Origin of the sequence: Paenibacillus sp. FSL W7-1332 (assembly GCF_037969785.1) — a bacterium.
Lineage (GTDB): Bacteria > Bacillota > Bacilli > Paenibacillales > Paenibacillaceae > Paenibacillus_AQ.
Genome location: NZ_CP150209.1, coordinates 1,784,809 through 1,810,119 on the forward strand (window position 1 = coordinate 1,784,809; position 25,311 = coordinate 1,810,119).

Here is a 25,311-nt window from a genome sequence, read left to right on the forward strand (position 1 = left end):
CCTGTATTCACAAGTGATCCGGGATGTGTGCCAATGCCATGAACTTGCGAGGTAATGCTAGTCCGAAAAGATGCTATTCCTGCTTCTTGGGATCCGGGTAATCCTTGCCGAGCGTATCAACCGTCACTTTCTTCATGACGGGAACCTCAAGCGGTTTGTCCATCTGATCCCGCTCCAAGCCCACGATCTCCTCTGCGGTTTCCATTCCTTCGATCACCTTTCCGAAGGATGCGTACTGAGCATCCAGCGAAGGTGCATCCGCAACCATAATGAAGAATTGCGATCCGGCGGAGTTTGGATCCTGCGCCCGGGCCATCGATAATACGCCTGTCGTATGCTTCAGGTCATTCTGAAAGCCGTTGGACGTAAATTCGCCGGGAATAGCGTAGCCGGGTCCCCCCGTTCCGTTACCGTCAGGGTCGCCTCCCTGAATCATGAAGCCGGGGATGACGCGGTGAAAGCCTGTCCCATCGTAGAATCCTTGCTCCACCAGGGAGATGAAATTGTTCACCGTGTTCGGCGCCACCTCCGGATAAAGCTCAAGCTTTATCGTTTTGCCGTTCTCCATCTCAATGGTAACGATAGGGTGGCTGGCGTTCGGGTCCGGCACGTTCTGCTTAACCTCGGTTTCCTTCGGCGGTTCCGCTTCGGGTGCTGTTGCCCCGGTCGTCGAGCCCTTTCCGCCGCCTGCGCCGCTTTCGGCTCCCTTGTCATTCTGACCGCATGCCGTCATCACGAGCAGCAGCGCCAGGATGACGAATAGGGCGGGCATCCAGCGTGTTCTGCGTTTCAACATCATTGATTCCTCCTGTATTCCTTATCAAGCCTTAAGTATTTAATCTGTATCATATTTTAGCACAGGTTGGACAAGTACTGAAAATCGAAAAAGGTGAGTATACATAATCTATAGGAAAACGTTATCGACGTAATGTCACAGAAGCCAGTCGGTCCTGCCTGAGTATCCATAATCAAAAAATAAGCCTCCGGACTTGTCGCAAGTCTGGAAGCTTGAGGAAAAGGAAAACGTTTAACTGTCTCTACTTCACCGGGAATATGCCCTCCACTTTGTTTAATGGGAGCAGAATCCGGGAACGGTTCTTATCCTTGGCGAGCAATTCAATAAAATCGGCTCCGATTCTGACCAGACGGATCCGGTTAAAGGCACCACGGGTAGAGAAGGTGGTCCGCACGCCTACCAGCACCGTTTTGCCCGGCGGCTTGACATCAAATACCCGAACCGAGTTGAGACTGGACGGCACAAAGAGCTCGCCCTGTACCTTGATGAAATTTTTCGGGAATACCCGCTGCAAACGTCCGGGTTCTAAACCGGTGTTCGGTGCGTTGACTTCTACCAGATGACCGGTTAAAGAGGCCAGCCGCTGCTGCAGCGTGATTTTATGTCCGCAGGGATGGATCGGCAATCCTTTCATATCAGCATCATCCTTCCAGGGTCGTATGGTGTAGTGTATGTTGGAAGGTATGACTTGGGTGAACGTAGAGGTTACATTTCCGGTGTGAAGGATCAGGAAGATGAAGAGTTTCCGCGGTTGCTCGTTTCACTGCCATCTGGCTTCTCGTGTTTGATGCTGTCTGGTATCGGGATACTGTCCGGATATGAATCCTCGACAAACAGGCCAAAATCCTCATCAATGTCGCGTTCGGTCACTAAACGTGGGTTCTCGTCAGGATGCTTCTTCATCGGCGGTTCCTCCTATTAAATCTAGTCTTTGAAATGGTTGGCTAGTATAAGAACTGATAGCTCGACCCATACTGTTTTACTATAAAAGATGTTGTATGGGAGGCATAGGCATGGAAAGAAAGGGAAACATATTAACAGCACTCATATGGGGTACCTTGATCGGCATCCTGCTGTGGATGTCATTTCTCGGCTGGCTGGATATCATATTCGGAAAATAGAGGATCGAACCCATACAAGTATAAAACCCGCCTTCCTATTAGGAGAGGCGGGTTTTGCAGGTTTAGTCGTCCTCACCATGGCTGCCGTTTAGTAGATCGGTACCGTGCATCTGTTCCGTTGGCGGGGCGGCTGGGTCCACCGGGCTGTTAGCCGCTATGGCGTCCGCATCCGGTACATCCTCCAGCGGCTGGTATTCATCTTCTTCGGTCGGGTAATTCGTAAAAATGTCCTGATTTAAAAACGCAGTTCCGCTGCCGGTTAATGAAGCGTCAGCTGCAAGCCGCCGTTCTGTATCGCCGGAATATTGGCCGATAATTTCGTCTCCGGGGCGAGAAGGGGGCTCACCTTCGACAGCTCGCCATTCCCGATCCGTTACATCATCTGCGACATCGCGAATGTAAGTTTCATCGACTGGTCGATCCCGTTCGATTCGGTCTGCTTCGGCCAGCCCGGAGGAAAAGTTTCTCTCGTCGGCAATGGTCCGCTGATCGGGATCGGCACCGGTCGCTTCCCATGCATCGATGGCGCTGTGATCCGGGTTCAGACGTTCGTCAGGTTTCGCATCCGCAGGCGCAGCTTCATTCTGATCGTAGGCGATGTGGTCCGCGTCTTCGCTGCTTAGGCTTTGCTCCGTGTAGGTGTTGACGTCTCTCAGATCATCTTGTGGAATCATGTCCGTATCCTCGACTCTCCGTTTGGCCTCGAATTCCAAATATGTCAAATCTGCCAGCGTATTGCGGTTATTTTCGTCTCGCATAGGGTCCATCTCCTTCCAAGAGTTCAAATACAATAGGTTTCTATACTTCGACTTTACCCGCTGAATCAAGAATGAATCTTGGATCTTTTCAGGTTATGATAAACCAAACAAGTTTTATCTTTCCCTGTCATTTGCCGTATTATGAATATTTTTTAAATTGGAAAAATGGACGTAATTCAAGACAAACGGGAGAAAATGAATGATATCGTGGGATAGGTTCCTTAAATTGAATAATGAAATTTTGAAATGATCCCGTTATAATCGAAAAAGTGATTATCGGACCAGGACAATCCTGAGAGTGGATTGTCAAACCACTATAATAGAACAGGAAGTGATCAGGACTTTGTTTCAATGGATTAAACAAGGCTTCTTTGGCAACTCGCGCAGGGATATTTTGTCAGGATTGACGGTAGCGTTCGCTCTCATACCGGAAGCGATCGCATTCTCCATCATGGCTGGCGTCGATCCCATGGTTGGACTCTATGCCTCTTTTGTGATAGCAGTCAGTATTTCATTCTTTGGCGGCCGTCCCGGCATGATCTCCGCAGCAACAGGGGCCATGGCGTCATTAATGGGGCCGCTCGTGGCGATGCACGGGATCGAGTATTTGTATGCGGCAACCATTCTTACAGGTATTTTGCAATTGTTGATGGGGGCGCTCAAATTCGGGCGGTTTATTACATTTGTTCCCCAGCCGGTCATCACCGGATTCGTGAACTCGCTGGCCATCATCATATTTCTGGCCCAGCTTCCGAATTTCAAGGGCGAGTCGTGGCCCATGTACTTGATGGTCATCGGAACGCTGCTTATCATCTACTTGCTGCCGCTGATTACCAAAGCAGTTCCTTCGGCGCTAGTTGCCATCATTGTGATGACCATCATCGCGGTGTGGTTCAAAGCTCCTGTGCAAACGGTGGGCGACATGGGCAACATTACGCAGGCTCTTCCGTTCTTCCACATTCCGAATGTAACCATCAGTTTGGATATGATCATGACGATATTGCCTATATCTCTGGCTCTTGCTGTCGTCGGGATGACGGAATCGCTGCTGACGGCGTCACTCGTGGATGAGATGACGGAGACCGGCAGCGACAAGAACCGCGAAATCCGCGGGCAGGGTGTTTCCAACGTGATCACTGGTTTCTTCGGCGGCATGGCCGGTTGCGCCATGATCGGACAGACAGTGATTAATGTCAAATCAGGCGGTCGCACCCGGTTATCAACGCTGGTATCCGGTGTGTTCCTGCTGTTTCTGATCATTGTGCTCGGTGATGTCGTGAAACAAATTCCGATGGCAGCGCTTGTCGGGGTCATGTTTATGGTTTCCATCGGTACATTTGAATGGGGATCGCTTCGCACACTTCATCGTGTACCACTAGGTGATGCCATAGTCATGCTGGCAACGGTAATCATCGTGGTGGCCACGCATAATCTGGCCATCGGGGTCATGATCGGAATTATATTAAGCGCGCTGAATTTCGGCTGGAAAATGGCAAAAATCCATGCCGTACCGCATGTGCAGCCAAACGGTACGAAGGTATACGAAATCCGGGGACAGTTATTTTTCGGAACGATGATGTATTTTGTAAACCTGTTTGACGTAAATGAGGACCCTGAGCAGGTCGTGATTGATTTTTCCAAATCCCATGTATGGGATCAGTCAGCCACCAATGCTATTTCCAAGGTATTGAATAAGTACAAGGAAGCGGGTAAAGACATCAGGCTCGTGGGGTTGAACGACGAAAGTCAGCGGATGGTTGATAAAGTCGGCCTTGCTTCAAGCTCCACACACTAGAGGTGTAAGGGATTGCTTTTAACCTTAGGGTTAAGGGCGATCCCTTTTCATTTGCCTGTATGTAATAAAAAATTTACAAACGGAACAGACGTTTCATGTTATATTGATTGTAAATGAACACGAAGTTTGTCGAATCGGCAAGACGGAGAAGATGCGGACTTTTATTGACTATAGACGGTTAGAGGTGCTGACTAGATGAAGGATATGCCCAAATCCATATTCCTGCTTCTGCTGGTGGTGCCGCTGCTGCTGATTATATCGACCATATCACCGGGAAAATCGGACGCAAAGAGTTCTCAAATCGTGATATCCGATTGGCAGTTTATGTGGGATAACGAACAACAGGAGGTTGTTTCGCCGGTCAACCTGCAGGGAAGAAGCTGGTTGGCGGGAATACCAGACAAGAAGGGCCCCCCCGAGTCAGATGGGGTGTATTCAGCATGGAATCGTTTTACTTTACCTGCTCTCCCTTGGAAACATTCGGCCATCATGATTGACCGCATCAAGGGACAGGATGTTGTGGCTTTCTTGGAGAATGAACAGATGTATGAAGCCAAGCGAGACTATATGTACACGAATCATTCTCTTCTGCTTCCGGTCCATCCGGATGATGCCGGCAAGACCGTTTATATATGGACGAACGGCGTAAAGGATATGACGTTAGGCATCGAAGGCGATATTATACTTGGCGAATATGAGCATTTGCGTGGAAACTTTATCAAGAAGGACCTGGAAGATTTCATATTGGGCAGCTCGTTTCTGTTTATTGCGGTGGTCATGTTCTTTTGCTGCTTGTTCCTCCCGAAGCATACGGTATCCAGCTGGCTGTCGCTTAGCGTGGTTATTCTGGCAAGCGGGGCTATGCTTATTACGTATTCACCGTTCCTATACACTTTCTATGGAGAGCAAGGCAGCGTGTGGGTCTCGGTGTTTGATATTTCACTCTTCGCCGTGCTGCCGGCGCTGTATTACTATTTTGAGAATATGTATGGCCCCGGGCCCTATCGAGTCATTCGCTACTGCCGAAGATTTCAAATAGCCTATTCCGTCATATGCCTGATATTTCTAGTTGCCCATGTGGTCAGCCATCATTCATTTTACGAGATCTACTATTTGGTTTCGGTGAAGATCCTGGGTATTCTGATTATCCTGCAGATGCTGCTGCTGGTCGGTACTACGATTCTGTATGCATCCAAGCGGAACAAGGACGCTTATATCTTTTCTGTAGGCTTTGGGATAATGGCGTTAGCGACGCTCGGAGATCTGCTGGCTTTTTATTACCATGACGGGGAATATCATTTCTTTTTATGGAAGTGGGGCATTATCGGACTGATTGTCTCCTTGATCGTCATGCTGGGCCGTAAATTCGTCCGCAGCCATGAGCAAGTGCTGCAGTATTCCAGGAAACTGGAGATGTTTAATAATGAGCTTCAGCGATCGGAGAAGATGGAGATCATCAGCGAGCTGGCCGCCTCAGTAGCACACGAGGTTCGTAATCCACTGCAAGTGACACGCGGCTTCATGCAGCTGCTGGCACAGAACACCAAACAGGCGGAGAAGGAGTATTTTGGCCTGGCGCTGAAGGAGCTGGATCGGGCTTCGGGAATCATCACGGATTTCCTCACATTTGCTAAGCCTCAATTAGAGAACGAGACCAAGCTGAATGTGTATGAAGAGTTGAAGCACGTAAAAGGCATCCTGCTGCCGCTTGCCAATCTTAGCGGAGGCTCGATCGAACTGGATAACGCAAAGGAATTATTCATGAAGGGTAATTCTTCCAAACTTAAACAAGCGATGATTAATATCGTCAAGAATAGTATCGAAGCACTGGATGGAGAAGGGGTTATTCGCATATGGGCCTATGCCAAGGGAGAAGAAGTGGTCATTCATATCAAAGATGACGGCATCGGAATGGATGCTGCCGATCTTGAGAGACTTGGCGAGGCTTACTTCTCCAATAAATCCAAAGGGACGGGGCTTGGCTTGATGGTTACCATTCGAATCATCGAAGCGATGCATGGCACCATTCATTTTGTTAGTGAGAAGGGCAGCGGGACCGAGGCCATTATACGCTTTCCGGCCGTACCTGCTACGCAGGAATCGGAAGTATAAATGGAAGAGAGATGCCATAACGGTGTCTCTCTTTGTTACATCTATAATAGAAAATTTTATCATTTTTCCGAATTTTAGAAGGTGGAAGGTTTTGTTGCATCGAATAACACAGTAAGAGTTTCACTCATTATAATGTTTGAGGTGCGTCAATGAAGTCTGGATGGAGAATCGCTGTGTTCCTGATCATCGTATTTACTTTAAGCCAGGGGCTCCCCAGGCTTGTCTTTGCCACCGAAGAAACGGCAGTTCGTGCAGCGATTAAGGAGTGGAGAATCCTCTGGTCGGAGTCCCGGGGGATACCAGAGAGCGTCCCCGTCCATATCAATGACTGGATGGAAACTTCGGCCGGTGATTCGAAGCCTTTTAAGCCGCATACCAAGGCATCCGCGTGGATTCATATGAAGATTCCCGAGATCGCATCCACATCCCCTGGCATTTTGATTGATAAGCTCCACGGACAGCAGGTTGCGGTTTATGCGAACCATGAGAAGATTTACGAATCTACCCGAACGTACAATTATGAGCTTAATTACATCTTGCTTCCTCTGCATCAGAACATGCTCGGCAAGGACCTTCACATCTGGCTGGAGACCGCTAGAGATCATGTGACGATTGAAGGGAAAATCCTTGTCGGCGATTATCAGGACATGTTTAATCGGTTTATCAAGTCGAATTTAATGGACATCATTCTTGGGAGCGCCTTTATATTTATCGCATTGGTGATGTTGATCTGCGCTATTTTTTTGAATAGAAAATATTTGGTCGCTGTATTATCCCTTTCTTGCATTATTTTATCTGTAGGCATACTGGTGTTTACATACTCCCCGTTTCTTTATACGATTTTTAATCAATATGGAAATATTTACACTCACTTATATGACATCTCATTATTTATCTTACTTCCTTCGTTCAGTCTCTTTTTTGAAACCATCTTTGGACCCGGCTGGAAGGGCTTGCTGCGCAAACTCCGCAAGTTCCAGATATTTTACTCGCTGTTTTGCGGGCTGTTTCTGATTGTTAATCAATGGGGTTCGAATCAATGGTTCGATCTGTATTATTTCTTCTCCGTTCATGTAATGGGTATTGTGATGATCGTTCAATTTGTTTTGCTGGTCGGAAGCTCCATGTATTATGCCGTGAAGGGTAATAAGGACGCTGTTATTTTTAATGCAGGCTTTGCAATCTTCGCAGTTGTGGGCTTAAGCGAGCTGCTGCAATTTTTCCTCACCCGTGGCAGCTACAATCTCTTCCTCTGGAAATGGGGGATTGTCAGCTTCATTATTGCCTTGATTGTCATTCTGGGACGGCATTTTGCCAAAAACCACGAACGGATTCTTCAATACTCCAAGGAGCTTGAGATGTTCAACAATGAACTGCAGCGATCGGAGAAAATGGAGATCATCAGTGAGCTTGCAGCATCGGTTGCGCATGAGGTTCGTAACCCGCTGCAAGTTACGCGGGGATTCCTGCAGCTTCTAACTGGAAAAGCCCAAGCCACGGAACGCGAATATTTGGATTTGGCTCTGGTGGAATTAGACCGTGCATCCGGCATTATTACGGATTTCTTGACCTTTGCCAAACCGGAATTCGGCAAAGACACCGTGCTACGGGTTGCGGAGGAGTTTAAACATATCGAAGGCATACTTGGTCCGCTTGCCCACCTCCAAGGAGGCAGGATTACCGTTGATATTCCGGAGGATATTACGATTCGGGGGAATTCCTCGAAATTTAAGCAGGCTTTTATCAACATTGTTAAGAATAGCATCGAGGCGCTGGGCGAAGAGGGATTGGTTCATATAAGGTGCTATCGTCAGCAGGACCAGGTATTTATTCATGTTATAGATAATGGCGAAGGGATGGAGCCGGATGTGTTGGCACGGCTGGGAGAGCCTTATTTCTCCAACAAAACCAAGGGCACGGGGCTTGGTCTGATGGTGACCTTCCGAATTATCGAGGCCATGAATGGAGACATTTATTTTACGAGTAAAAAAGGAGTGGGGACGGATGCTGTCATTACGCTTCCCGCAGCTGGCGAATAATTCGCTAAGCTGCGGCAGCGCTTTGACGGCGATCGTCCCCACTCTTTGTGCCGATAACATCTATTTATGAAATGTCCAAGCTGTTATGTAGTCTTTACCAGATGGCTTTTGCTGTGGCTTCTGACTTGATCACGCCTGATGGATTCGGAGGAATGACCAGATACAGCTCGTTAGGGTTCTCTTCAAGCGTTCGAATCTCGATGTGGTCGGGAATCCGCACCCCAAGAACTTCCTTGATGGCGGATTTCGGATCGCTAAGCAATTTTGCCTTAAAGCTAGGATCCTCCCAAGCTTTTTGAATCAATTGTGTTTGAAAGATGGCTTCTGTCGTCATAAGAATCACCCTTTCAAATAAATTGGTTATTTTTTACTCTTAAAGAATACCATGGAACAAATATAAAATCTATTATTTTTTGCTTAGAATAGACAAGTAATAGTTTAATCCGCCAAAAGAAAGGGTTTCTTTACTGTTTTCGATATGATTTGCTTCGGCTTGAAGCTCGTCCACCATCGTTTGATGAAAGGAGATGAGATGGGGGGCGTCTATATCTACCGATAAGAGAAAGGCATGGGTCGCTGCCGCAATGTCTGCATAGGGCTTCAACGCGTTGTTGATATAGATGGCTTCTTGAACTTCGGCCATCGTCAGATTCGTGTCGCGTGGTCGTCCCAATTCCGATTTAATGAGAGACAGCAGACAATTGTAGCTGCCATCCGCAAGATCCTGTTTCCAATCGGTCCAATCGTCCATCATCTGCAAGGTAAGCAAAACATGGTTCATTACATCATTCGTTCGTGGAATGAGGCCTGCTTGATCAGATAAAAGCAATGCTGCCGTGCTTCCCAGCTTTACGGGAGCTGCCTTTTTTGCAACCATGATAGGGTTGTGCTTGAAGTAATCATCCTGGGTTTCATGGATAACGCCTTCCGACCATTCAAACGTGTAGTTTTTGAAATAAGACCAGAAGTCGGAGTTTGCTGGAAAATAGGGTTGATAGGATGTGAGAAATTCGTAATACAGCAGGTTAGCAAGTGCGAGATGATGTTTCGAATCTGTGGAAGACTGACTGTCATGGGGCGAGTCCATTATGTCGTCTTGAATGAAGTAGTATAACATGCCGATAATGTTGGCCGCTGAGAGGTGTCGGTATACATCGGCGGGGAGTTCGGTCAGTTCTTTCATCCAGAATGGAAGCAGATAACAAATGTAATTTTTGGAACTGTCCTGCTCGAACACGTCAAACTTTCTCAAGTAGGAAAGACCGATTTCATTCAAGGGAGCAGGGAGCTCGGATAACCTTGCTTCGCAGACAGAGAATGCGGCAGCAAGATCGTCCTCGAACGGCTTGAACCAGTTCATGCAATCACCAACCCTATTCTATTTTTAAGGTACAAGTGCTTACTTGCTATATTAACATGAATATTTATAAAGTTAAATATTACCAGTCTTTAAAACTGGATAATTATGGGGTTATTGGTGCTGCGGGGAGGCCTATTACAGACACTACATCAGTTTTTTTGTTTGATTATGGCGGCTGGCGTTTAAGTTAGGAATGTACAGCGATAACCGAAAATGACCATTAGGAGGAATTCATATGACTCAGAAAATTGTAGGAGCTTTTCGGACGGAGCAGGAAGCAACCCGGGCCATTGAGGAACTAAAGCAGCAAGGTTTCAGAGCCGATGAAATCTCTGTCATTGCCAAAGATCGCGGAGAATCTTCTCATATTCAGGAGGAGACCGGCACCAAGGCGCCTGAGGGCTTGGCATCCGGTGCGGCTACAGGCGGTGTGTTAGGCGGCGTAACCGGATTGCTGGCCGGCTTAGGTGCATTGGCCATTCCAGGCATTGGTCCGATCGTCGCGGCTGGTCCGATCGCGGCAACCCTTACGGGAGCAGCCGTTGGCGCCGGCGCGGGCGGATTGGTAGGCGGTCTCATTGGACTCGGAATTCCGGAAGAGCAAGCCGAGGAATATGGGGGCTATGTAGATGAAGGCCATATTCTGGTCATGGTGGATGCAGATGAAACGAACGGTGGCCGGGTATATGATATATTCCGCAGCAATAGCGCCCTTAATGAACATCATTACCGTGAGGAAGGCACCTATAGCGGTTCCGGTGCGCCGGTAGATTCACGCTCCGAAGCAGCGGCTGCCACCGAGGATGCGGTTCCGGACCCTAATCTGTATCAAGGTTATGGTGATGGTAATGGCGGTGCCATAAGTCCGGATCGGGATGAGATCTCGAAGAGACGGTAAAGGCCATTTATAGATATGGATTATCAATAACAACCCGCCCGGGATGAACCGGGCGGGTTGTTATGCGCGTTAGCGAGTGTTTACCGCTTACTGCGCAGTCTCTGTGCTCCCCTCGGCCCGTAACCGGGACCGCCGACAGGACCGTGTCCGTGTCTGGGACCACCAGGACCGCCTGGATGCCACGGACCCGGTCCGTGTCCCGGTCCGCCAGGATGCCATGGGCCATGTCCATGCCCGTGTCCAGGAAATCCGTGTCCAGGAAATCCGTGACCGGGATATCCCGGATAAAACGGAGGGAAAGGATAGATCGGATAATAAGGTGGATAGTATGGATAAGGATAGAACGGGTATCCGGGGAAAAGCCCTGGAATACCCAGGCTTGTTTGGGATTGCAGGCCTCTTTTTGGATGATGACTCAAGCCATGCACCTCTTTCTATCAGATAGGTTATTTCATCCTATGTGGAAGCGGAGGTGAAGGGCACATATCCAGTTAAAAATAGGCGAACGACCATCGTTGGTATGAATAGCAGCGCTGTACTGTCGGGTAATAGATTCAGATCCATAACCAATTAAATAAAAAGGGTGCACATGACCTCCCCGCTAGGGGAAGGAATCAAATGCACCTTCAGTATCTGCGTCAAATATATTGAAGACCCGCTGTGTACGGGAGAGGGATAGGTTCAAAGGTTATGCTTCCGTTAGCCCGATAAGAGGATTCCGGATCAAACAGAATCGAGAGCAAACCCTCATCATCCAGTTCCAATACTTCATTGTTCAAGGCAAGACGGTAAGGACCATGCTCGCCATCTGCCTGAATCAACCCCTCTGGCAGCAGGGGAGCCAGCTGACGGAGCAGTTCCGGGCCGCTAACCAAATACACGGTCCCCTCATTCTGAATATATTCAGGCTTGATGCCGGCGGATTGGATTAACGCTGCCAGCTCTTTATCCTGCCATGGCAGCGGAACGGTTAGCTCTGACAGATTGAAGGAAGAGATCGCCTCGGCTATGACCAGCGCAGCCGCTTCAGGGCTTCCCCCCCATTCTACAAGGGTAGATTCTCTCGAAGGAGTCATCACAGCTCCGGGTACTGCGATGATAGCAAATGCAGTCAACACGCCGTTTTCTTCGGCGACAAGCACCTGCTGCTCGAGACGGATCACGTTGGAATAGGCGCTTGCACCCAGCAGATTGTTAAGCTCCGAAGCTGTGGTAACATAACCGGCTTCCCGCTGTTCCATGAGCTTTTGAAGGTGGAATAAATCCTGCGGCTGCATTGCCCGGATGCGCACTTGTTTTCCCGTTACCGCCCGTAAGGGCTCCATGACGGCCCGGTCTAGACGAAACCGGAGTGCACGGCCGAACAAACGGCTGCCTGCCCGGGTATACAGGGATCTTCCGCCGGAAATGAGGATTAAGGATGCCCCCGTAGCTTCGCCATGACGGATACACTGTTCCAGGAGACTGCCTGCGAGTCGCTGACCCCGGTATTCCGGATCTGTGCAGACGGAGCCGATGGAGTAGACATTTAAACGAGCACCGCGAGTTTGAATGGTAAATGGTACGAATCCCATGAATGAAACGAGTTTGTCTTGATCCCATGCACCGTAGGAATGGCTGATTCCCGGCGAGAATATCGGAGGAAAGGATACCCCCATAGAAGGCTGTTCCGGCTGCTTCAGAAATATACGGTCGGACAGCTCAACAGCTTGATGTAGTTGATCGCTTTTCATAATAGATATGTTCACTCGATTGACGCCTCCCCTATGTATGTCGCTTGTTACCAGTATAAAGTCATTGGGCGTGGAATTTCCAGTAAACGTTTGCAAATTTCTTGTCTGCCAGCTCCGCCGTTAATCTTTGACCGATGGAGTAGTTATTGTGTGCGAGGAAGCGATGATTTTCGGGTAATATAATGTACGAATTTGACGCACCGGAGGGATGAGCTTGCCAAGTTTTGTTGATTCCATGATTTTATTATGCGGCGCCTTGCTAGTGACAGGTGTATTGACCACCAAATTTTCTTCTCGCTTCGGCATGCCCGCCCTGGTGCTGTTTATTGCCATCGGGATGATTCTCAGCCGCTTCATTTATTACGATAATGCGGAGCTCACACAGCTGGTCGGCATATTTGCGTTGATTGTCATATTGTTTCAGGGCGGGATGCAGACCGATTTCAAAGAAATCAAGCCGGTTATGGGGACGGCCATTTCACTTGCAACGATAGGTGTGTTGCTGACAACGGTTGTCGTCGGAATATGCGCTGCATTCATTCTGGATATTTCGTTACAAGAGGGGTTGTTAATTGGTGCGATTGTTGGTTCGACGGACGCGGCGGCCGTCTTCTCGGTACTCGGCGGAACGAATTTGAAGAAACGGATTCGAATGACGCTGGAGGCTGAATCCGGAAGCAATGACCCGATGGCGGTATTTCTAACCGTATCCCTTATCGAATGGATCGAATACCCGGAACTGAATTTGATAGGTCTTATTTTTTCGTTCGTAATGGAGATGGGACTGGGTCTGGTTGTCGGTGTTCTTATCGGCATGCTGGCCGTATATGTGATCAATCGTATCAATTTCGATTCCTCGGGCTTATATCCCGTAACGGCACTGGGATTCGCCGTGATGTCGTATGCCGCCGCCGCTTGGCTTGGAGCCAGCGGTCTGCTCGCCGTATACGTGATGGCTTTGCTGCTCGGCAATACCGAACTGACATACCGGAAGACGATTCAGGCATTTAACCAAGGTTTCGCCTGGATGATGCAGATCGTCATGTTTGTCCTGCTCGGGCTGCTTGTTTTCCCGAATGAGCTGTCGGAGGTTGTATGGCAAGGACTGTTATTGTCCCTGATTCTCATATTTATAGCCAGGCCGATCGGCGTGTTCAGCAGCCTGTTGTTTACCAAATTTGCCATGCGGGAGAAAATATTAATTTCATGGGCGGGCCTTCGCGGGGCCGTACCGATCGTCCTGGCTACATATCCCGTTCTGGCGGGAATCAAGCATGGAGAATTGTTTTTTAATGTCGTGTTCTTTGTTGTGTTGACCTCAGCGGTGATCCAAGGCACCACGATCTCTCCGCTCACGCAGATGCTTTCGCTGGTGGAGAAGGATAAAGCCAAAGCACCGACTTTATTAGAGTTAATGGCTCTTGGAAAAACGGATTCCGAGATCAACCATATTCTGGTGGATGGGGAGATGCCCATTATCGGCAAGGAGATTCAGCAGCTGAATCTGCCGGACGATATCCTCTTTACGGCTATTATTCGGGAGAAGCGGATCATTACGCCTAAGGGGAGTACGGTCATAGAGGCAGGGGATACGTTGTATGTGATGAATCCGAAGCAAAAGCGGAAGGAAATGAAAACGATCCTGGGGTTGTCTTAAGGTTACTTGCAGCCGGAGAAATATGATGCCTATCATAGCAGTTGATCTTAAAAATAAATTAGGATAGGAATAAATAGAAGGTAATTTCTTCATCCTATCTTCATCTTAAGTTTCCGATTCCCTTTGCAAAAGAGACGAGAATCTGTTATGATCAATACAAGGATTTAGAATAAGTCTAAATACAATAACAAAGGAGACGATATAGATGAGTAACTTTACCCAACAAACACAAGGAACGACAACCAATGAACTTCAACAAATTTTGAACACGCAGGTAGCCAATTGGAGTTTGCTTGGCGTGAAGCTTCACCACTATCACTGGTATGTAAAAGGTCCTCAGTTCTACATGCTGCACGAGAAATTCGAGGAACTGTACAACACTGCAGCTGGTTATGTGGATGAGCTGGCAGAGCGGATGCTGGCCATTGGCGGCAAACCGGCAGCCAGTATGGCGCAATATCTGAACCTGGCCACGCTGAAAGAGGTTTCCGATGAAAACACGGCCGAGCAGATGGTCGGACGGCTGGTTGCGGATTTCGAGCAGCTTGCCGGCGAACTGAAGGCGGGAATCGAAGCCGCAGATCAAGAAGGGGACGACGCTACATCCGATCTGTTGACCGGCATGGTCAGCGATGTACAGAAGCATACCTGGATGCTGAATGCCTTCTTGGGTAAATAATTTCACATCTGTCGCCTGACGGATTGCGATAATAAAGAGGGAGATCGACCTGATGGGGTTGGTCTCTTTTTGTTAATCTTGCTTGTGATGTTGTAAGATTAAATTTGAAATTTATTGCGTCTTTCTTCAATTGAACTGCGTATACAGTTTATAGTTACTTTTAATGTTGGATAGGAGTAGTGAGGATGACAGAGATGGAATCACGACAACAGCTGGAGTCGCAGCTTCAAGAGATTTTGAAATGGGAGAAAGAGCAGAAGGATGTCATGTTCTGGGAGAAGCTCGGTAGAATTCCTTTCATGCTGCTGGATCGCCTCACGCCCAAGGCTGTTCAAGAGAAAATCGGAAACGCCTTGAATGAGGTAGGCGGATTTATTCAGAGCGGCGGGAAGCATCTGGTTCGCGAGAAGGCGGTTATGAACGTTCTGGCACAGGCAGCGGGATTGGACGGTCCGAATGCGGTTTCCGGCCCTTCCGTAAAGTCCGCTCAGGAGGAATCCATTGAAGATGAGAACGAAGAGGGGGTGGCGTCGACTTCCGGGCTTACGCTGGCATCTGCCGCGAAGCTGCCGCTCCAAGTCATGGATACTGCAGCGGATACGCTGACGGTAAAACGAGTCAAATTCGCCGCAGCGCAAGGAGCAGCCACGGGAATCGGGGGGATATTTACGATAGCGGCCGATCTGCCGATGGTGCTCGGTCAATCGCTTAAGGTGCTGCAGGAGATGGCGCTTTGTTACGGTTATGATCCGAACGATCCCCGGGAGCGGGTGTTTATCGTGAAGTGCTTGCAGTTTGCATCTGCCGATATCGTGGGAAAAAAAGCGGTGCTCGAGGAACTCGCCACTTTTGATGATGAACAAATGACAGAGCAGGTATTCTCACAGCTGCAGGGCTGGCGTGAAGTCGTTCAGTCTTATACCGATAACTTCGGGATGAAGAAGCTGTTTCAGCTGATTCCGATCGCCGGGATTGTATTCGGTTCGATCAGCAACAAAGGGACGATCAGCGATGTGGCCGAAGCGGGGAAAATGCTGTACAAGAAGCGGCGTCTGAATTACCGGCTTAAGAAAATGGAATATCCCCTGTAATCGTGTAGTCCTCCTGATAAAATGACAAAAAAAGGGGTTGCCCACCTTATGCGGGCAACCCTTTTTATCATCATTATAAATTTATGAAATTAGAACTGACATCATTCAGGAAAAAGGCTACCTATCGGTTGTCCACTTTTTCCGGATAGAGGTCATGATTCATCAGACGGTTTGCAGCGATCTCCTCGTATTTGGTCCCCGGACGACCGTAATTGCAATACGGATCGATGGAAATGCCGCCCCGCGGGGTAAATTTGCCCCATACCTCGATATATCTCGGATCCATCAGTTTGATGAGGTCATTCATGATGATATTGACGCAGTCCTCATGAAAGTCCCCATGATTGCGGAAGCTGAACAGGTACAGCTTCAAGGACTTGCTCTCCACCATCTTGATATCCGGAATGTAGCTGATGTAGATGGTCGCAAAGTCCGGCTGTCCTGTGATCGGGCACAAGCTTGTAAATTCGGGACAGTTGAATTTGACGAAATAGTCGCGGTAAGGATGCTTGTTGTCAAAGCTCTCCAATATGCCGGGATCATATTCAAACGTATATTTCGTGCCTTGGTTGCCGAGCAGGGTAACGTCTTCCATTTCTTCTTTTTGTCTTCCAGCCATATAAGGTAGCTCCTTTATTAAAATGAATAAATGCTCAATCAGGCGCAGCGTATTTTTTATTATAACGTCACACGCCGCGTTTATTGCCCCAAACGAGCGTATGCAATTGCGGCAGGACACGCACATCGTTCAACCGGTCGGATTGCATGACGGCATCGACAAGCAACTCGTACCGATCCAGCAGATGGGAGACCAGCGAAGTGGTATCGCCTGTACCTACATCGGGATTGCCGGTCTGCAAATAAAACGGCACGTTCGGGTATCGCTCATGGACCGTTTCCGCATAGCTGAGGTCTTTATCGTCAAATACGACAACCTTGAGGCTGAAGGATCTGCCGGGCGCCCGAGCGGACAGCTTGGAGACGATATCATCGAGTTTGCCCCAGTCCGTATTCATACCTGAGCTTGGCGGCTTGGGGGAGATGGTGACCTCATCAATGTCATTCAGCCAATCCTGCCAGCGTGAACCTTGGGTCTCCACGGCAACGGTGATTCCATGTCGGTGCAACTCATCCACAAGCGTGCCGAGCTGCGAGAGAAGAGCGGGATTGCCGCCGGACAGGGTGACATGATCGAAGCGCTCACCGCCCAGCCGGTACAGCTCTTGCCAGATTTCGTCTGCATTCATGCGCGAAATGGTGTCTTTGGCGGATCCGTCCCACGTAAATGCGGAGTCGCACCAGGAGCAGCGATAATCGCAGCCCGCCGTACGAACGAACATGGTCTTGCGGCCAACGACCATGCCTTCACCTTGAACAGTAGGACCGAAAATCTCCATCACGGGAATCGGACGGTCCACTGCTATGACCGGGGAGGAGGCAGTTGAATCGTTCTCAGGCTTTACATGCACATTATTCATCGATCATCCACTCCCGTCTGACCTCAGCGTAGCTGGTCGGCGTTTCGAACAGGCGAACGAATTCGGTTCGTGTGCCTTGTTGCTCGTGCGACTCTCTGCTGCGAAGGGATTCTTCCATTTTTTCAAACAGCCAGACCACCATGTTTTCCGCTGTTGTGTTCATTGGCGGCAGGGTCTCGTTCAAGTAACGGTGATCCAGATAAGGTTCAATGTCCGTTTTCCAGCAGTCCTTAATGTCCCCGAAATCCACGGTAATGCCCACTTCATTGGGAGTACCGCTGATACCAAAGACCACTTTGTATGTGTGGCCGTGCAGGTTCTTGCATTTACCCTCATAGCAATGCAGATGATGGGCAGCATCGAAGGTAAACTCCTTAGAGACAAGCACCCGCTTCCGATGGTAACGCAGGTTTCCGGCATCGATGTCCTCGCCAAGCTTCTGCAGATGCTCTACAATGCGGAAAGCCCCGGGCTCGCGGCTCATATCAGACGCCCCCTTCGGATACATGATTACGGCGCTGCATATAGTTATCGAGCCCGGCTTTTCTCAGCTTGCATGCAGGACATTCCCCGCAACCATCGCCCTTGATGCCGTTATAGCAGGTTAACGTATGGTCGCGAATGTATTCAAGTGCATTCATCTGGTCGGCTAGCTCCCAGGTTTCCGACTTGTCGAGCCACATGAGCGGCGTGTGAATGACGAACGGGTAATCCATGGCCAGATTCAGCGTAACGTTGAGTGACTTGATGAAGCTATCCCGGCAATCGGGATAACCGCTGAAATCCGTTTCGCATACGCCCGTGATCAGATGTTTGGCACCGATCCCCTTGGCCAACACAGCGGCAAAGCTGAGGAACAGCAGGTTTCGTCCCTCCACAAACGTAGTGGGCAAGCCGTCGCCTTCGGCAATTTCGATATCGCTGCGCGTCAGCGCATTCGGTGCCAGCTGATTCAGCAGGCTCATATCAAGCACGGTTTGCTTCACGCCTTGTTCCTTGGCGATCTGTGCCGCGCATTCTATTTCAAGCTTATGGCGTTGGCCATAATCAAAGGTTACGGTTTCCACTTCGGCGAAGCGTTCCTTCGCCCAGAACAGGCAGGTGGTGCTGTCTTGACCACCGCTGAAAACAACGACCGCTTTTTCATTTTTAAGCATAAAAAAACCTCTCATCCTTCATATTTTAAGAACAGCCGAAAGGGCTGAACCTGTAGAAGAAAGAGAAGTTCATTGAACTGAATCCGTAAAAAAACAAGCCTTATTCTTAGGGTGCAGCACCGAATAAGACACGATAGTTTTTTATAGAGGGAGTTCACGAACCTCTCCCACACACCGCGATAGGCGTATGGATTGTCTTCTGTTGTCCTTGTGACCGCATAAGGTGTTAGAATCCAGCATGCAGTCTGATTACGCCCTCCATTATAACACGGCCCGATTATTTGATAAACACTCCGCCAAAGGGAATTGCTTCCCGCAGAAAACGCTTGATGATGCCTTCATCGTTTAATTCGTCCACGAGTCGCTGATTCTGGCGTCCCGCTTGAAACAACACGTAACCGTCACCGGTCAGCTTCCAGTGGTAGTTCATATGTTGGCTGGCCAGATGATTGCCGTATACGGTCAGGTCCAGCTTGGCCGCTTCCGGATAGGCGATGATGCTCCCGGCGTCCACATACAACGGCTCGGTAGGATGCAGCTTGACTTTACATACCGGACCTTGGGTCAAAATGCCGATGCTGCCATTTCCGGAAAACTTCATCTTAATCGCGTCTCGCGTGACCAGCATGTTCTTGATCTTAAGGATTCGTGTCTGCATCGTAACATGCTGGGTATAAAAGAAAACATGCCGAAAATCATAGAGCATGTCCTGTTCGCCTTCCAGCTCAATTTCATGCATATTGAAGCCTGGGGGGAGCGCAGCCGTAAACTGACTGGGCCCTGTAATATCGGCTCGAATCAGTTTTTTCTTGCGGTATATGCCCTTTACGTTCATGAGACGGTCGCTGCGTCCGGAGGAGGGCCCCCGATAGGCAACGATTTGCTCAGGATGGAGGACATGGGCCGTGTCCCCTTCAGTCAGGGAGAACGTAACCGCTTGTCCCGCTCCGCTGCCGGCTGCATCTTCCATTCGGATAATCATGGCCGCGCCTCCTTTTGCCTGGTTGGATGATAGGAATCCGGATAAGAGCTTGTCCTATTTAGAACGATTCGTTCGGCGCATGCCGAATCGCAGGACGCGAATGATGACAAAGTATCCGGCAGCTAATGCCACGGCGGTGATCGCCACGGTCTTTATACGTTCCGCCCCGCGATTTCGTGCGGCTTCAGCCTGCTGAAGCTGGCTTACCATTTGGGTTAATTGCTGGTTTTGCTCCGCGAGATTGGAGTTCTGCTCCGCCAGCGTCAGATTTTGCTGCTGCAGCCGTTCGGAAGCGATTCTGGCTTTATCAAGTTCCTGCAGGGCTTGGTTATAGTTGCTCTTGAGCTGGTTTATTTCATCGGGCAATCCGGAGAACTGCTGGATATTGTCGTACAAATTATTAAAGTAATTGGCGCTGGCGGTCCGTCCACCGGCCGGCAGCGCGATCCCCGCCACCAGCAATAGGAGAGAAAGTTGAATTAGCTTGGATTTTGTCGGCTTATGCAAGAGGGACCACCACCATTCGATTATTTATAGTAAATACGAATCAGATTCTGACAGGTTTCTATTAATATATTACCCACATTTGCGATGGAAGTGAATCTATTAGCAGGCCAAGTTGTTTAACTAGCTCAAGTAAAGGTTAATGTATGTAAGTAAGAGCCCAACAAGCCATCCCATACGAATGATCATAAAATGAACTAACAGATAAAAAGGAGATTACAATCATGATGAAGGATAACAACGTGAAGAAAATTATGATTACAGTGAATGGAAAACCCGTGGGTAACGGATTATTAATTGATAAAGTAACGTATGCTCCCATTCAACGTACATCAAGACATACTGGAGATAAACCCGTTTCGGCAGCAGAAATAGGTTAATAGACCCTGTATAGTGAAATCAACAGCCTTTAAAAACCCGGAGAACGTCTCCGGGTTTTTTGCGTTTAATAACGAATAGAACTTCATTCATTTGCTTATGAGTGTGGCATTAAGCAGGTGTTCTATTCCGGATTGGGGATGGTATCAGCCTTGTTAAGTAATTTCGGCATGGGGAGCCGGGCACTTTTACTGGGGCTGTTCTCAACCGTCATTTTATTGGTTTCCTTCTGGTTTACGGGCAATATGATTACGAAGCAGAAACTTGACTTGAAGGAATTCATTGCGAAGATCGGTTCTTTTCAGCTGCCGTTCGGAGCGGCGCTTATCGTAAGCGGATTGATCAGCTTCATGTCGTTAAAGCTGGCATTCCTTATCCTTGTATTTGCTTTAATGACCGGACTGGCGGTGAACAGCGCAGCCATTATCGAATTGTATCGTATCGGATCCAACCAATGGATAAAATTTTTAGGGGTAGCTATAGGCATTTATGTATTATTATTTGCCATTGTACAGACCGTATTATTGTAGAAATAAGTCAATTACGAGGCAGAAAAAGACTTCCTGGTCCGACATCTGACAAAAATCAGCATATCCAAAAGACCGCAGCTGCTAGGGCTGTGGTCTTTTTTTGTCGAATTCATAATAGGAACATATGTTCCGTGACAGTAAGATGTCCATCTGTATTGGTACATTATTAGAAGAAGAGGAAAGAGGTGGATGTATTGCAGTCTGGCTTGTTTTCGGATTTTACATGGAGCCACAGCCATGTATTCGCTGGGGGCACTAGTCAGGTCTTTCTGCTGATCGAGTGGAGGGCTGGTGTGTTAAAGCAAAAAAAGAAGTCTCATGGCGGCTTTAATCAGCCCATGGCTGAAGATGTCCAATTACACCTTCAATTAGGGGAATACGTTCAAGTAGGACATATGTATGGATGCCATGGCGAGATATTGAATGATCGCAACATTTCATTGTCTCTAGGTTCTTTGTCGGAAGGGAGAACCAAACAGCTGGTTCTTGAGCTAAGTGTCGGAGCCAGGCAATCGGGGGTGTATCCCATAATTACCGCTCTATGGACCTATATGGATGTTCAGAAGCAGCAGGTCGTCTTGCAGCCGTCTCGAACGATTCCGCTTCAATTCAGCAATCATACGGCATTGAAATACCGGGAGGCAGATGATCGCGTTGAGAAGGTGCTGAAGTTATACCAGAATGCTTCCATTCTGGAGCAAGCAAGAAGAGAGCTGGAACGGGGGAAGCTGGCTCGAGGAGAAGAAATGATTCGTAGACAGGCAGATGAGATGCTTTTATACGCAATCCGATTTCGGGATGCGGATTATTTGAGGGAGGCAGAGACCCTATATCAACTAATTGGATTGTATCTGAATACATATCGGCAATTATCTTCTGAAAATGCGAATAGGAAGAGGGACTTTAGACTTAAGGAATAACTGGGAATGAAGAATCTGTATATAAAAAAGGAAAAATGATTTCAGGGTCGAATGTACTATTTAGCAGTCAATAAATGTATGTCTAATTTACTAGAAAGATAGGGAGAATGCCATATGACAGACCGACTGATCCGACTAATGAGAATCATTACCCTTGTACAAGCAAGACCAGGTATACTGGCTCGAGAGCTTGCTGAACGTTGTGGAACCAGCGAAAGAACCATTTATCGGGATATGGATGCCCTCAGCGCCATGCATATTCCCATCACTCACCAAGGCCGAGGCCGAGGCTACACATTTATCGGGCATTTTGCAATGTACCCGCTTGGTTTAACGGAAGAGGAGGTACAGGCGTTATTTAAGCTATTGACCATATTGGAGCAAATCAAGTCAATGCTGCCCGATGAATTTGAAAGCGCTTATGAAAAGGTATTGGCTGCTGTATATAAGCAAAGCGCGGAAAAAGCTGAAATTCAGGCCGGGGACCGGGATGAATCCTCCACCGGTCTATAACGGTTCCACTACGTGTAACAATTAAACCTCGAACGAAAGGACACATCTTCATGTGACTATCGTCGAGGTTTTTATTAGTTTATGGGGAATTAATTATCTCATGTGGAGATGCGAATAGAGTAGTAAATTAGAATCAGGATAGGAATATTATACCAAAATAGATGATTATATGATAATATAACTATAATTTCTCTCATTCATCCAAAAATGTCATGGATGTGTAATTGTGAGAGACGGCGGTTGATGTCCCTAAGCAAGGGCGTAGGAAGGAGATATGGAGCAATAGCATAGGTTTATTCCACAACTTGTATAGGAGGATATTCATGAAGAAAGAGGTAACTAATAAGGTAAGAAAATGGAATATAAAGCTATTGGTTATGGCTTTGATTAGTATGACATGGCTCGGGTTATGCGATCCTATTCCTGTTGAGGCAGATAGTGCCGTTGGGGGTCCTAAATTAGCAGTTTTGGTGGATGGAAGAAAGGTGAAGTTTCAAGGCGGAGATCCTACTTTTGAAAATGGCCGGGTACAAGTACCACTCAGAGGTATTGGTGAAGCTTTAAAGGCAGAAATCGGCTTTAGTGGTAAAACTGTTACTTACATGAAAGATGGAAAATCGATTGCCCTTACCTTAGGGAGTAAAGAGGCCATTGTAAACGGTAAAAATGTCACTATGGATACAGCTGCTAAAGCTGTTAAAGGGCGCACTTATGTGCCATTAAGATTTGTAAGTGAAAATCTTGGTGTACCAGTAAACTGGGATAAGGTTGGTAATTGGGTTTGGATTGGTTCGAAGGAAGTTCCTAAAATAGAGGATGTACAAACAGTGAAGACGTACAATTTGAATAAGACATTTCTAGATTTAATCGGTGGAGAAGACTATTTAATCAGAGATAGAAAAAACGTTCGTGTTTTTACAATTGACGATCTGCCAATGCAAATAGGGACATTTGTTTTTTATGATATCTGGCAAACCAAGAATGGCGATTACCCATTCCTAAAAGCTAGATTTAATGGCGGTGTTGGATCAATTGCTTATCTACAACAGGGCTATACACCAAGATATAGAAGTCAAGCTAATCCAGAACGTTTTTCGGATAAAACTTTTATAAAGTCATATCCAACATGGAGCGATTATGACGAAATTAATGGGGGAGATAAAAAATGGCGTTCATTTCGTATTGAGAATGCTGATTATATCGCTATTCATCTGGCTTCCGATTCATTAGCATTGTTAGTGAATCCATTTAATTAATGTGAGTTTGAATTATGAATAAATTCAAAATGACTGTTATCTCTATGCTGTTATTGGTGCTTATTTTTCAAACATGTAACACAACTTTTGCTGGGGTATTACCAACAACACCGAAACCAAGCGATCCAGAAGATACACATCTGTTTGTAGGCATGTTTACTTATGATATATGGCGAGATTCAGCAGGAAATTGGACTTCCGACGGTGCCCCAGGCCAAACAAAACAAATTCCATTCCCATATAGTTTTGATTTTCCAAATAGAAAAATCAAGGGCGTCACTGTTGATAAATTTAACGTGAATATGACTGACCCTGATGGTGAAACACTATATTTCAATTCTCGCTATAAACAAGAAACATGGAGGGATCGAGTAGATAACGTCGCTTACTCCTATTCGGTGAATGTTCCTCAGCACAGTATCCAAGGTATTGGAACCGAATCAGTCTCCTTTACCGTTAACATGTCTGCAACACTAAGTGCGCCTTTGCCAGAAAATATCACTAAACAAGACATGTCAGGTTTAGTAAGAGGACAACGATATTACCTTCCCTTGCTTATTACTATTTTGCTTGAGCCAGAAGGTGGTGAGGTGTTCATCAGGCACTACACCACAACAGGAACAGCACTGGATGGTATAGACGGATTTACTGATCGAACTGAGATACTTAAAGTAGGAAAAACAAATTCATTCATTCACACACCGAGTACAAAAAAATTTTTGTACAAAGGGTATAAAGTAAGTTCAATAGGTCCTCCGTCCGGAGGAAATATAAATCAAGGCGATCCGCCATCGTTAAGCTATGATGGATCATTTCAAAAATACTATGTGTACTACTATTATGAATCGATGGAGCCTCCGCATCCAAAACCAGGGAACTCTACTTGTTCTGACCCTGTCCCTAGTGGTGCTCCAATTAATAGTAAATATATGGATCCTGTAGTCACAGCTAAGATTTTAGCAGATCTACGTGGAAACGAAGTGTTTGACGTTCAACAGGGGATACCTACATCTGAAAGTCTGTATGGTAATATAATTGCCCGTAATTATTTATTTACGAATACATTTGTAAATGTGAAAGGTATTTGCACCTTTGAGGTCAACGTTGAAAAGACATGGACCTTATATTGGGACCCAGGGAAACCAGGACCAAATAATCCAAGTGGTAATCCTACAACGGTACCTGATCCACAACAAGCCGAGGAGAAGGTCACAGAACGATACACCGTGGAACGGCCATATTCTTATTGGGTGATTGATAATCTGGAAGTTTATAAGATCGATCAGGGGATCCTAAGGAATTACGCATTACCAGGTGAGCAAATTACAATTTATCCTCAAGCGTACCAGCCACCTCAGTTTACAGCCAGTACATCTGGAGCGTTTTATCCTCCATCCCCACCTGATCCCATTATAGCTCCAGCAGGCTCTTACGGAGGAAACTCATATAAAACAAAACCTTCCCCGCCAAGTGAGAATCTACAGAGTGTAGCTGAGAATGCTGTAGAGAAAGTCGAGGTCACGAATGACTCTCTGATTTTTAACGGATCTACCA

Annotated in this window: 26 protein-coding genes, 1 pseudogene and 1 riboswitch; of the genes and pseudogenes, 14 read left to right on the forward strand and 13 right to left on the reverse strand. The window is 47.5% G+C overall.

From position 1 onward, the window contains the following. Nucleotides 1–73: 73 nt before the first annotated feature. The 4 genes from MKX98_RS07595 to MKX98_RS07610 form a co-directional block, all read right to left on the reverse strand. Nucleotides 74–796: a peptidylprolyl isomerase gene (locus tag MKX98_RS07595; protein WP_220686209.1), complete on the reverse strand. Its 723-nt coding sequence runs from the start codon at nt 794–796 to the stop codon at nt 74–76. Nucleotides 797–1,037: 241 nt separating this feature from the next. Beyond that, nucleotides 1,038–1,430 carry a hypothetical protein gene (locus tag MKX98_RS07600; protein WP_071223510.1) on the reverse strand — a complete coding sequence of 131 codons (393 nt, stop codon included), beginning with the start codon at nt 1,428–1,430 and terminating at the stop codon, nt 1,038–1,040. 92 nt (nt 1,431–1,522) lie between these two features. Continuing rightward, nucleotides 1,523–1,699, reverse strand: coding sequence for a hypothetical protein (locus MKX98_RS07605; RefSeq protein WP_201259445.1), 177 nt, complete (start codon nt 1,697–1,699; stop codon nt 1,523–1,525). A gap of 280 nt (nt 1,700–1,979) precedes the next feature. Further along, nucleotides 1,980–2,675 carry a hypothetical protein gene (locus tag MKX98_RS07610; RefSeq protein WP_339222418.1) on the reverse strand — a complete coding sequence of 232 codons (696 nt, stop codon included), beginning with the start codon at nt 2,673–2,675 and terminating at the stop codon, nt 1,980–1,982. A 343-nt stretch (nt 2,676–3,018) separates the two neighbouring features. Here MKX98_RS07610 and MKX98_RS07615 point away from each other — a divergent pair, with 343 nt between their 5' ends. The 3 genes from MKX98_RS07615 (at nt 3,019) to MKX98_RS07625 (ending at nt 8,621) form a co-directional block, all read left to right on the forward strand. Further along, nucleotides 3,019–4,470, forward strand: a complete 1,452-nt coding sequence (locus tag MKX98_RS07615; protein ID WP_071223508.1) for a SulP family inorganic anion transporter — start codon at nt 3,019–3,021, stop codon at nt 4,468–4,470. A gap of 204 nt (nt 4,471–4,674) precedes the next feature. Further along, on the forward strand, nt 4,675–6,582 hold the full coding sequence (locus MKX98_RS07620) for an ATP-binding protein (protein ID WP_339222421.1): 1,908 nt from the start codon (nt 4,675–4,677) through the stop codon (nt 6,580–6,582). A gap of 149 nt (nt 6,583–6,731) precedes the next feature. Further along, nucleotides 6,732–8,621, forward strand: coding sequence for a sensor histidine kinase (locus MKX98_RS07625; RefSeq protein WP_194541400.1), 1,890 nt, complete (start codon nt 6,732–6,734; stop codon nt 8,619–8,621). Between the two features lie 94 nt (nt 8,622–8,715). Here the strand turns inward: MKX98_RS07625 and MKX98_RS07630 are convergent, their stop codons facing one another. Both MKX98_RS07630 and MKX98_RS07635 read right to left on the reverse strand, forming a co-directional pair. Then, nucleotides 8,716–8,955, reverse strand: coding sequence for an NHLP leader peptide family RiPP precursor (locus MKX98_RS07630; RefSeq protein ID WP_194541401.1), 240 nt, complete (start codon nt 8,953–8,955; stop codon nt 8,716–8,718). Nucleotides 8,956–9,027: 72 nt separating this feature from the next. Then, nucleotides 9,028–9,981 carry a hypothetical protein gene (locus MKX98_RS07635; RefSeq protein ID WP_194541402.1) on the reverse strand — a complete coding sequence of 318 codons (954 nt, stop codon included), beginning with the start codon at nt 9,979–9,981 and terminating at the stop codon, nt 9,028–9,030. Nucleotides 9,982–10,216: 235 nt separating this feature from the next. Here MKX98_RS07635 and MKX98_RS07640 point away from each other — a divergent pair, with 235 nt between their 5' ends. Together MKX98_RS07640 and MKX98_RS07645 are read left to right on the forward strand one after the other, a co-directional pair. Next, entirely contained in the window at nt 10,217–10,879 is a 663-nt protein-coding gene (locus MKX98_RS07640; protein WP_194541403.1) for a general stress protein, read from the forward strand. Between the two features lie 76 nt (nt 10,880–10,955). After that, nucleotides 10,956–11,324 (forward strand): hypothetical protein, encoded by a 369-nt coding sequence (locus tag MKX98_RS07645; protein WP_220686204.1) that lies wholly within the window; start codon nt 10,956–10,958, stop codon nt 11,322–11,324. 193 nt (nt 11,325–11,517) lie between these two features. On the opposite strand, the gene MKX98_RS07650 is transcribed toward MKX98_RS07645, so the two are convergent. Beyond that, nucleotides 11,518–12,627: a GNAT family N-acetyltransferase gene (locus MKX98_RS07650; RefSeq protein WP_339222424.1), complete on the reverse strand. Its 1,110-nt coding sequence runs from the start codon at nt 12,625–12,627 to the stop codon at nt 11,518–11,520. 193 nt (nt 12,628–12,820) lie between these two features. On the opposite strand from MKX98_RS07650, the gene MKX98_RS07655 reads away from it, so the two are divergent. The 3 genes from MKX98_RS07655 (at nt 12,821) to MKX98_RS07665 (ending at nt 16,039) form a co-directional block, all read left to right on the forward strand. Beyond that, nucleotides 12,821–14,269: a potassium/proton antiporter gene (locus MKX98_RS07655; protein ID WP_194541406.1), complete on the forward strand. Its 1,449-nt coding sequence runs from the start codon at nt 12,821–12,823 to the stop codon at nt 14,267–14,269. 205 nt (nt 14,270–14,474) lie between these two features. Then, nucleotides 14,475–14,948, forward strand: a complete 474-nt coding sequence (locus tag MKX98_RS07660) for a DNA starvation/stationary phase protection protein (protein WP_220686202.1) — start codon at nt 14,475–14,477, stop codon at nt 14,946–14,948. Between the two features lie 185 nt (nt 14,949–15,133). Next, nucleotides 15,134–16,039 carry an EcsC family protein gene (locus tag MKX98_RS07665; protein ID WP_220686201.1) on the forward strand — a complete coding sequence of 302 codons (906 nt, stop codon included), beginning with the start codon at nt 15,134–15,136 and terminating at the stop codon, nt 16,037–16,039. Between the two features lie 121 nt (nt 16,040–16,160). On the opposite strand, the gene queF is transcribed toward MKX98_RS07665, so the two are convergent. The 6 genes from queF to MKX98_RS07695 all read right to left on the reverse strand — a co-directional run bounded on the left by queF (nt 16,161) and on the right by MKX98_RS07695 (nt 20,163). After that, nucleotides 16,161–16,658, reverse strand: a complete 498-nt coding sequence (gene queF, locus MKX98_RS07670) for a preQ(1) synthase (RefSeq protein ID WP_009591586.1) — start codon at nt 16,656–16,658, stop codon at nt 16,161–16,163. A gap of 67 nt (nt 16,659–16,725) precedes the next feature. After that, the gene (queE, locus tag MKX98_RS07675; RefSeq protein ID WP_233355165.1) at nt 16,726–17,436 is read right to left on the reverse strand and encodes a 7-carboxy-7-deazaguanine synthase QueE; all 711 of its coding nucleotides are present in this window, start codon (nt 17,434–17,436) and stop codon (nt 16,726–16,728) included. Between the two features lie 73 nt (nt 17,437–17,509). Then, nucleotides 17,510–18,001: a 6-carboxytetrahydropterin synthase QueD gene (queD, locus tag MKX98_RS07680; RefSeq protein WP_220686200.1), complete on the reverse strand. Its 492-nt coding sequence runs from the start codon at nt 17,999–18,001 to the stop codon at nt 17,510–17,512. 1 nt (nt 18,002) lies between these two features. Continuing rightward, the gene (queC, locus tag MKX98_RS07685; RefSeq protein WP_194541411.1) at nt 18,003–18,674 is read right to left on the reverse strand and encodes a 7-cyano-7-deazaguanine synthase QueC; all 672 of its coding nucleotides are present in this window, start codon (nt 18,672–18,674) and stop codon (nt 18,003–18,005) included. A gap of 134 nt (nt 18,675–18,808) precedes the next feature. Next, a riboswitch (PreQ1 riboswitch) is annotated at nt 18,809–18,840 on the reverse strand. Between the two features lie 111 nt (nt 18,841–18,951). Next, a complete protein-coding gene (locus tag MKX98_RS07690) occupies nt 18,952–19,656 on the reverse strand; it encodes an AIM24 family protein (protein WP_194541412.1) in 705 nt (234 codons plus the stop codon). A 54-nt stretch (nt 19,657–19,710) separates the two neighbouring features. Next, complete coding sequence (locus MKX98_RS07695) at nt 19,711–20,163, reverse strand: cell division protein ZapB (protein WP_194541413.1); 453 nt, start codon at nt 20,161–20,163, stop codon at nt 19,711–19,713. Nucleotides 20,164–20,384: 221 nt separating this feature from the next. On the opposite strand from MKX98_RS07695, the gene MKX98_RS07700 reads away from it, so the two are divergent. From MKX98_RS07700 to MKX98_RS07725, 6 genes and pseudogenes are all read left to right on the forward strand, one after another. Beyond that, nucleotides 20,385–20,540, forward strand: a complete 156-nt coding sequence (locus MKX98_RS07700) for a hypothetical protein (protein WP_220686199.1) — start codon at nt 20,385–20,387, stop codon at nt 20,538–20,540. 150 nt (nt 20,541–20,690) lie between these two features. Next, nucleotides 20,691–21,068, forward strand: coding sequence for a hypothetical protein (locus tag MKX98_RS07705; RefSeq protein WP_339222430.1), 378 nt, complete (start codon nt 20,691–20,693; stop codon nt 21,066–21,068). A gap of 293 nt (nt 21,069–21,361) precedes the next feature. Beyond that, nucleotides 21,362–21,988, forward strand: a complete 627-nt coding sequence (locus MKX98_RS07710; RefSeq protein WP_259445414.1) for a hypothetical protein — start codon at nt 21,362–21,364, stop codon at nt 21,986–21,988. Nucleotides 21,989–22,102: 114 nt separating this feature from the next. Further along, nucleotides 22,103–22,501 (forward strand): HTH domain-containing protein, encoded by a 399-nt coding sequence (locus MKX98_RS07715; RefSeq protein ID WP_194541417.1) that lies wholly within the window; start codon nt 22,103–22,105, stop codon nt 22,499–22,501. Between the two features lie 323 nt (nt 22,502–22,824). Further along, a complete protein-coding gene (locus tag MKX98_RS07720) occupies nt 22,825–23,757 on the forward strand; it encodes a copper amine oxidase N-terminal domain-containing protein (RefSeq protein WP_339222432.1) in 933 nt (310 codons plus the stop codon). A 929-nt stretch (nt 23,758–24,686) separates the two neighbouring features. Next, nucleotides 24,687–25,226, forward strand: a pseudogene (locus MKX98_RS07725) (DUF5704 domain-containing protein); the annotation flags it as partial. Nucleotides 25,227–25,311 lie beyond the last annotated feature (85 nt).